This is a genomic window from Dialister sp. UBA1703 (genome assembly GCA_002320515.1).
In the GTDB taxonomy this organism is placed as follows: Bacteria; Bacillota; Negativicutes; order Veillonellales; family Dialisteraceae; genus Dialister.
On record DCJJ01000108.1, the window covers coordinates 439 to 6,008 of the forward strand.

Consider the following 5,570-nt stretch of genomic DNA (forward strand, 5'->3'; position numbering starts at 1 on the left):
GACTCTATGAATTAATCAGTGCTTTCCTAAACCTGGGCAACTTTGTGGCTCCACAGACCGGTCAATCTTAAGAACCTTTCCCCATCCCTTTGAACCCTCTGCTCCATATGGTATAATGATTGGAGCGATTATGAACCATTTATCATTGGACTTAAAGGAGCGATAGAATGAGCAAAGTATTTGTAACAGGACATAAATCTCCGGATACCGACAGCATTGCGGCTGCTATTTCCTATTCCTATCTGAAGAGACAGCTGGGAATGGACGCTGTGGCTGCCAGAGCAGGGGAACCGAACAAGGAAACGAAGTTTGCCCTTGATTATTTCAAGGTGGAAGCACCGGTCCTTCTGACCAATGTGGCAAGAAAGAGCGAAGAAGATGAAAAAACAAAGCTGATTCTTGTGGACCACAATGAATCCAAACAGTGCGTGGACGGCATTAAGGATGCAGAAGTGCTGGAACTCATCGACCATCACCGCCTGGGCGATTTTGAAACGGAAAGCCCCATTTTCATCCTTATCCGTCCCGTAGGCTGCGTGAACACCGTGATTTACGGTCTCTATAAACAGAATGGCGTGAAGCCTTCCAAAGAAGTGGCAGGCATGATGCTCTCCGCCATTATTTCCGACACCGTCCTCTTCCGTTCTCCCACCTGCACGGAAGAAGATAAAAAGGCTGTGAAGGAACTGGCTGAAATCGCCGGCGTGGATTATGAAAAGTACGGCATGGACATGCTGAAGGCCGGCGCTGATATTTCTGACTATCCGGCTGAAAAACTGGCTCACAACGACACCAAGGAATTTGAAGCCGGCGGCAAAACCTTCTCCTGCGGACAGATTTCCGTGATGGACGTAGAACCGATCAATGCCAAGAAGGCGGATATCATGAAGGCTCTGGAAGCCACAAAGGCAGAAAAGAACTACGAAGCCTCCTACCTCATGGTAACTAATATCCTCACTGAAGATACTTACCTCTGGTTCACAGAAGGCGCAGAAGCAGCCGCTGAAAAAGCATTCGGCAAAAAGGCGGAAAACGGCATGGTTTACCTGCCGAAGGTCATGTCCCGTAAAAAACAGGTGGCTCCGTTCCTCCTGAAGGTATATGGAGAATAATAAAATCCTGAAATTCCCGGTATGCTGCCGGTGATTTGCGGAGGAAGAACTCATACATGACTCTGTCATATATGAGTTCTTCTTTTTATCGGGGCTTTGCATAGGCCCACCAGCCCACTAGTCCACCAGTCCACTAGTACACTATTACACTAACTCACTAACAAACAAACAAAGGAGTAAGAATGACAGACTTTTTACATACATTGAACGACCGCCAGCTGGAGGCGGTGAAGCAGGTGGAAGGCCCGGTACTGATTATGGCCGGCGCCGGTTCCGGCAAGACGAAGGCTCTCACCTGCCGCATTGCCTACATGCTTTCTCTAGGTATCCGTCCCGGAGAGATTTTGGCCATTACGTTTACCAATAAAGCGGCCAAGGAGATGCGGGACCGGGTCCACGGTCTGGTAGGACCGGCGGCGGACAGAATCTGGATGTATACCTTCCATTCCTTCGGCGCCCGTTTCCTTCGCCGGGAAATCAACAATTATCCGCCTTACAATGACAAGTTCACCATTTATGATTCCGATGATTCCAAGCAGCTGGTGAAGAATGTGCTGAAGGAGCTGAATCTGGATGACAAGCAGTTCCAGCCCCGGGTTATCCAGAGCGCCATTTCCACGGCGAAGAATAAGCTCCTGAGCCCGAAGGCTTTCCGCCAGCAGGCAGGGACGAATTTCTACAACCTGAAGGTGGCGGATGTGTATGATCTTTATGACAAGCACATGAAGCAGAATAACGCCCTTGATTTCGACGACCTTCTCTTTATCACCACCGCCCTTCTGGCCAATGAAACCATCCGGAAGCGCTGGCAGGACCGTTTCCACTACATCCTCATCGACGAATACCAGGACACGAACCATGCCCAGTACCTTATGGCGAAGTACATTGCAGGGAGCCTGCAGAATATCTGCGCCGTAGGGGATGCGGACCAGAGCATCTATTCCTGGCGCGGGGCGGATCTTCGGAATATCATGGATTTCAAGTCCGACTATCCCAAGGCGAAGATTATCAAGCTGGAACAGAATTACCGCTCCACCCAGACCATTCTGGACGCTGCCAATGCGGTGATTGAGAATAACCCGGACCGGCCGTCCAAGAAGCTCTGGACTGAGCAGCGGGGCGGCGCCCACCTGAAGTGGTACACCGCCATGGACGAGCACAATGAAGCGGAATTCATTGTGAATACCATGAAGAAAAAGCATGATGAAGACCATGAGCCCTATGGAAATATGGCGGTGCTTTACCGCATGAACGCCCAGTCCCGGGTACTGGAAGAAACGCTGGTGAAGCGGGGCATCGGCTACACCATGGTAGGGGGCACCAGATTCTATGACCGGGCGGAAATCAGGGATATTATGGCTTATCTCAAGGTCATTAATAATTTCAGGGATAACATCAGCCTTACCCGCATCATCAATGTGCCCAAGCGGGGCATCGGCGCCACTACGGTGCAGAAGCTGACAGACTATGCCAATGCCGGGGACATGTCCATGTTTGAAGGCATTATGGCGGTGGAAGGCTCTTCCATTTCCGCCTCCGCCCAGCTGAAGCTCCAGAATTTCAGCGCCATGATTTTTGATTTCCTGAATGCTTCCACGGAAATGAATATTTTCGACCTGATCCAGAAAATCCTGACCGACACGAAGTACCTGGTGCAGCTGCAGGAAAGCGATGATCCCCAGGCCCAGAGCAGGGAAGAAAACCTGGGCGAACTTCTTTCCGTAGCCAAGGATTTTATTACCACTCATCCCGGCGAGGGACTGGCGGAATTCCTGGAACAGGTGGCCCTGGTGAACGATGTGGACGGCTATGAGGAAACGGACGACAAGGTGACCCTGATGACCATGCACAGCGCCAAGGGACTGGAATTCCCCATCGTATTTCTGCCCGGCATGGACGAAGGCATTTTCCCCGGCGTCCGCTCCCTCATGGAAGAATCCAGGCTGGAAGAGGAAAGACGCCTCTGCTATGTAGCCATTACCAGAGCCAAGAAGGAGCTTTACCTCTGCAATGCCCATATGCGTACCATGTACGGCCAGATGAAGCCCTACGCAGCCAGCCGCTTCCTGGAAGAAATCCCACCGGACCTTATGGACAGGGTAGGGGAAGACAGAAAGAAGGAAACCATCAAGAGTGCCGGCCGCTGGCATAATGAAAGCAGAAGCCGCTATGCCCTCTCCGACTCCGCCGTGGTGAACAAGCCCAAAAAGGCGGCGGTAAAAGTCCGCTATGACTGGCAGGTGGGAGACACCGCTGTCCATAACCTCTGGGGCAAGGGCAAAGTGGTGGCTGTCATGGGAAATGACAAGAATATGATGATCAAAGTGGATTTCCAGGGCAAGGTGCGCCAGCTCATGGTGGCCTATGCTCCTATCAGAAAAGAAGAATAGAGGAAAAACTATGGCATCGGAAGAAATCATAAAGAAGGTACAGGAGCTCCGGAAGGAAATCCGCCATCACAGCTACCTGTACTATGTAAAGGATGCGCCGGAAATTACGGACTATGAATTCGACCATCTCTACCGTCAGCTGGTGGATTTGGAAAAGGAATATCCCGAACTGGTGACCCCCGACTCTCCTACCCAGCGGGTAGGGGGCAAGGCATCCGACGACTTCGGCAAAGTTCGTTTCCGGAAACCTATGCTGAGCCTTGCCAACGCCTTCAGCGCCGATGAACTCCGGGACTTTGACCGCCGGGTAAAGGAAGGACTGGGCGTCACTTCCGTGGAATACATTACGGAACTTAAAATCGACGGCCTTTCCATGAACCTTATCTACGAAAACGGCAGCCTGGTGCAGGGCCTTACCCGGGGCGACGGGAGGGTAGGGGAAGACGTGACGGCCAACGTGAAGACCATCCACACCATCCCCCTTTATATCGAAAATGCGCCGCCCTACATGGAAGTGAGGGGCGAAGTGTACATGCCGAGGAAAAGCTTCATCGCCCTTAACGAAGAAAGGGACGAAGCAGGCCTCATGCCCTTTGCCAACTGCAGAAACGCTGCTGCCGGCTCCCTTCGCCAGCTGGATCCCCATGTCACCGCCTCCCGTAACCTGGCCTTCTTTGCTTATGCCTTAGGCGACATCCAGGGACTGGAAATCCACTCCCAGGAAGAACTCTTGAAGCAGCTGGAAGCATTCCATTTCCAGGTGAACCCGAACTACCGGAAATGGGACTCCATCGAAGGCGTTATTAAAGGCGTCAATGAATGGGAAGTCAAGCGTCACGACCTGGGCTACGACACCGACGGCATGGTCATCAAAGTGAATGATTTTTCCCAGCAGAACCGGCTGGGGGCTACAGTGAAGGACCCCAAGTGGGCCATGGCCTACAAGTACCCGCCGGAAGAAGTGGAAACCAAGGTAGAGCGTATCATCGTCACCATGGGCCGCACCGGCGTCCTCACCCCCTCTGCCGACCTCACCCCTGTGCATCTGGCAGGCACTACTGTGAAACGGGCTACTCTCCACAACATGGATTTTATCCATGAAAAAGACATTCGGGTGGGAGATCATGTCATGATTTACAAGGCAGGGGAAATTATTCCTGAAATCTCTACAGTGCTCAAAGATAAGCGCACGGGAAAAGAAGAAATCTTTGAAATGCCAAAGACCTGTCCTATCTGCGGTGAGCCGGTGCACCGCATCGAAGGAGAAGCGGCTTATCGGTGCACAAATCCCAACTGCGGCGGCGTGGTCCGTGAAAAACTGATCCACTTCGCTTCAAGGGACGCCATGGACATCGAAGGCATGGGCCCCTCAGTGGTGGACGGCCTCCTGGCCGTCCGGCTGGCAGAAGACCCCGGCGATCTGTACCGTTTGAAACAGGAAGACCTGGAACAGATGGAACGCATGGGCGAAAAAAGCGCCTCCAACCTGGCAGCTGCCATTAATGACAGCAGGGGCAGAGGCCTGGCCAAACTCCTCTTCGGCCTGGGCATCCGATTCCTGGGCGCCAAGGGAGCGGAGCTCGTCACCGCCCGCTTCCACACCATGGACGCCCTCATCGCCGCTTCCGCCGAAGAAATCCAGGAAACCGAAGGCATAGGCAAAGTCATTGCCAAAAGCCTTTACGACTACCTCCATGATGTAAAGAACCTGGCAGTGATCAACAAACTCAAAGACGCCGGCGTTCTCATGGAAGAAGTCAAAGAAACTCCTGCCGGTCAGGCCTTCGCCGGAGAAATGGTGGTTCTCACAGGAAAACTCTCCGCCATGGGAAGAAGAGAAGCAGGAGAAATCATCAAACAGCAGGGCGGAGACATCCAGTCCTCCATTACCAACAAAACCACCCTGGTGGTGGCAGGAGAGGACGCAGGGAGCAAACTGGAAAAGGCCAGAGCAAAGAATATCCCCGTCATTAATGAAGAAGAATTTCTGAGAAGAGCGGGGGTAGAAGGGTAGACGATAGAAGTTAGAAGTTAGACGGTTAGTGTACTAGGGAAGCACTGATTCATT

Annotated in this window: 3 protein-coding genes; all 3 read left to right on the top strand. The window is 52.4% G+C overall.

Features of this window, described 5'->3' with window-relative positions; genetic code table 11:
- Nucleotides 1-167: 167 nt before the first annotated feature.
- Nucleotides 168-1,112 carry a manganese-dependent inorganic pyrophosphatase gene (locus tag B2Y11_RS05080; protein WP_291056957.1) on the top strand — a complete coding sequence of 315 codons (945 nt, stop codon included), beginning with the start codon at nucleotides 168-170 and terminating at the stop codon, nucleotides 1,110-1,112.
- A 182-nt stretch (nucleotides 1,113-1,294) separates the two neighbouring features.
- On the top strand, nucleotides 1,295-3,502 hold the full coding sequence (gene pcrA, locus B2Y11_RS05085; protein ID WP_291056959.1) for a DNA helicase PcrA: 2,208 nt from the start codon (nucleotides 1,295-1,297) through the stop codon (nucleotides 3,500-3,502).
- 10 nt (nucleotides 3,503-3,512) lie between these two features.
- The gene (gene ligA / locus B2Y11_RS05090) at nucleotides 3,513-5,516 is read left to right on the top strand and encodes an NAD-dependent DNA ligase LigA (RefSeq protein WP_291056960.1); all 2,004 of its coding nucleotides are present in this window, start codon (nucleotides 3,513-3,515) and stop codon (nucleotides 5,514-5,516) included.
- Nucleotides 5,517-5,570 lie beyond the last annotated feature (54 nt).

Coding starts and splice junctions, on each gene's coding strand:
- B2Y11_RS05080 (WP_291056957.1), top strand. CDS start 168: ATGAGCAAAGTATTTGTAACAGGACATAAATCTCCGGATACCGACAGC.
- pcrA (WP_291056959.1), top strand. CDS start 1,295: ATGACAGACTTTTTACATACATTGAACGACCGCCAGCTGGAGGCGGTG.
- ligA (WP_291056960.1), top strand. CDS start 3,513: ATGGCATCGGAAGAAATCATAAAGAAGGTACAGGAGCTCCGGAAGGAA.